The sequence below is a fragment of the Pseudomonas sp. P5_A2_2 genome (assembly GCF_054177685.1).
Genome location: NZ_JBGCUL010000714.1, coordinates 1 through 2,370, shown reverse-complemented (window position 1 = coordinate 2,370; position 2,370 = coordinate 1). Strand labels below are relative to the sequence as shown.

Here is a 2,370-nt window from a genome sequence, read left to right as displayed (position 1 = left end):
GAGAAAGCCGGCGCCCTGGTGGTGCGCTACTCCTCGCAAAATGAAGCCTTCCTCGATTTGGCGGCGGGTCGCCTGGACGCCACGCTTGCAGACATCGTCAACACCGATGAGAGCTTTATCAAAACACCATTGGGTAAGGGTTTCGCGCTGACAGGGCCGGACATCAATGACCCGAAATACTTCGGCAGAGGTGCCGGGATCGCGGTGCGTAAAGGCGACAGCGCGAACGTCGCACGCCTGAGTGCAGCGATTGACGCGATCCGCGCCAATGGCAAGTACCAGCAAGTGATGGGTAAATACTTCGCCTTCGATATCTATGGCGAATAAGCCTTCATCCGAAACCCTGGCGCCGGCCCCTTGCGGGCGCCGCTTTTGGCTTGTCTCGTGCGCCTCCCTGCGCTCGCTTGAGGAATTTCATCATGCTTCACGGCTACGGATCGAGCATTCTCGATGGCGCCTGGCTGACCATTAATCTGGCCCTGACCTCCATGACCATGGCCATTTCCCTGGGACTGATCGGCGCAGCCTTTCGTTTGTCGCCGTTCAAATGGCTGGCGGTGCTGGGCGAAGGTTATACAACCCTGATTCGCGGTATTCCTGACCTGGTGTTGATCCTGCTGATCTTCTACGGCGGCCAGGATCTGATGAACCGCATTGCCCTCGCACTCGGTTACACCCGGTACATCGACATCAATCCCTTCATCGCCGGTGTCTGCACCATGGGCTTCATTTTTGGTGCCTATCTCTCGGAGACTTTTCGTGGTGCCTTCATGGCGATCCCTAAAGGTCAGGGTGAGGCTGGCGCGGCCTACGGCATGAGTGGCGCTCAGGTGTTCTGGCGGATTCTGGTGCCRCAGATGATTCGTTTCGCCATTCCCGGGTTCACCAATAACTGGTTGGTGCTCACCAAATCCACCGCGCTGATCTCGGTAATCGGTTTGCAGGACATGATGTTCAAAGCCAAAAACGCAGCGGACGCCACCCATGAGCCGTTCACGTTTTTCCTCGCGGTTGCCGCGCTCTACTTGATGCTGACCAGCGTGTCGTTGCTGGTGCTGCGCTATCTGGAAAAACACTACTCGGTCGGCATCAAAGCCGCCGAACTGTGACTGGGAGCCCCCCATGATTCTCGACTACAACCTGATATGGGAAAACCTGCCGCTGTATTTCAACGGCGCTTTGGTGACCCTGAAAGTGCTGCTGATTTCCCTGGCCGTTGGTCTGGTGCTTGCGGTTCCCATAGCGCTGATGCGCGTATCCCGATCACCACTGATCAACTTCCCGGCCTGGCTCTACACCTATGTGATTCGCGGCACCCCGATGCTGGTGCAATTGTTCCTGATCTATTACGGGTTGGCGCAGTTCGAAGCGGTACGTCAAAGCGTGCTCTGGCCTTACCTGTCCAGCGCGACCTTTTGTGCCTGCCTGGCCTTCGCAATCAATACCAGCGCCTATAGCGCGGAACTCCTGGCCGGCAGTTTGAAGGCCACGGCCCACGGCGAGATCGAAGCCGCCAAAGCAGTGGGCATGTCGCGCCTGACCTTGTACCGCCGCATCCTCCTGCCGTCGGCCTTGCGCCGGGCGCTGCCGCAGTACAGCAACGAAGTGCTGATGTTGCTGCAGACCACCAGTCTGGCGTCCATCGTCACGCTGGTGGATATCACCGGAGCCGCGCGAACCGTCAGTTCGCGCTTCTATCTGCCGTTCGAGGCATTCATCACTGCCGGCCTCATCGACCTGGCCCTGACCTTCATCCTGGTTCGTCTGTTCAAGCTGGCTGAGCGCCGTTGGCTGGCCTATCTGGCACCGCGCAAGCACTAAGGAGCGTTATGAAGCACATTCAATACCTTTTGCCGTGGAGTGCCTCGGGCACGGAACGAAAGTTGTCGCTGTTTCGTTTTGGCAGCGGGCAACGCAAGGCCTACATCCAGGCTTCCCTGCATGCCGACGAACTGCCGGGAATGCGCGTTGCCGTCGAACTCAAGCGCAGTCTGCAAGAACTGGAAGATCAAGGTCGCCTGACCGGGGTGATCGAACTGGTGCCGATGGCCAATCCGATTGGTATCGCACAGATGTTCCAGGCCACCCATCAGGGGCGCTTTGAATTCTCCAGCGGGAAGAATTTCAATCGCGACTTCCCGGAGCTCGCCGAAGCCGTGGAGCCGATGCTGGAAGGTCAACTGGGCGACGATGCCAATGCCAACATCGCACTGATCCGCCGCGCCATGAGCGACGCCTTCACCAACATGCCGGCACCGACATCGGAACTCGATGGCTTGCGGCGCCTGTTGCTGCAGCATGCCTGTGATGCCGATGTGGTGCTGGACCTGCACTGCGACTTCGAGTCGATCATGCTGCTGTATGACATGC

2 protein-coding genes and 2 pseudogenes are annotated in these 2,370 nt (G+C 58.5%); all 4 read left to right on the top strand.

Going from position 1 to position 2,370, the window contains the following annotated elements; all coding sequences use genetic code 11:
- A pseudogene (locus ACXRVY_RS24675) lies at positions 1 to 327 on the top strand (ABC transporter substrate-binding protein); the annotation flags it as partial.
- 92 nt (positions 328 to 419) lie between these two features.
- A complete protein-coding gene (locus tag ACXRVY_RS24670) occupies positions 420 to 1,109 on the top strand; it encodes an ABC transporter permease (protein WP_223463963.1) in 690 nt (229 codons plus the stop codon).
- A gap of 13 nt (positions 1,110 to 1,122) precedes the next feature.
- Positions 1,123 to 1,821: an ABC transporter permease gene (locus ACXRVY_RS24665; protein ID WP_458238488.1), complete on the top strand. Its 699-nt coding sequence runs from the start codon at positions 1,123 to 1,125 to the stop codon at positions 1,819 to 1,821.
- An 8-nt stretch (positions 1,822 to 1,829) separates the two neighbouring features.
- A pseudogene (locus tag ACXRVY_RS24660) lies at positions 1,830 to 2,370 on the top strand (peptidase M14); the annotation flags it as partial.

Bases quoted from the DNA above. Each gene is read 5' to 3' on its own strand.
- ACXRVY_RS24665 (WP_458238488.1), top strand. From the start codon at position 1,123: ATGATTCTCGACTACAACCTGATATGGGAAAACCTGCCGCTGTATTTC.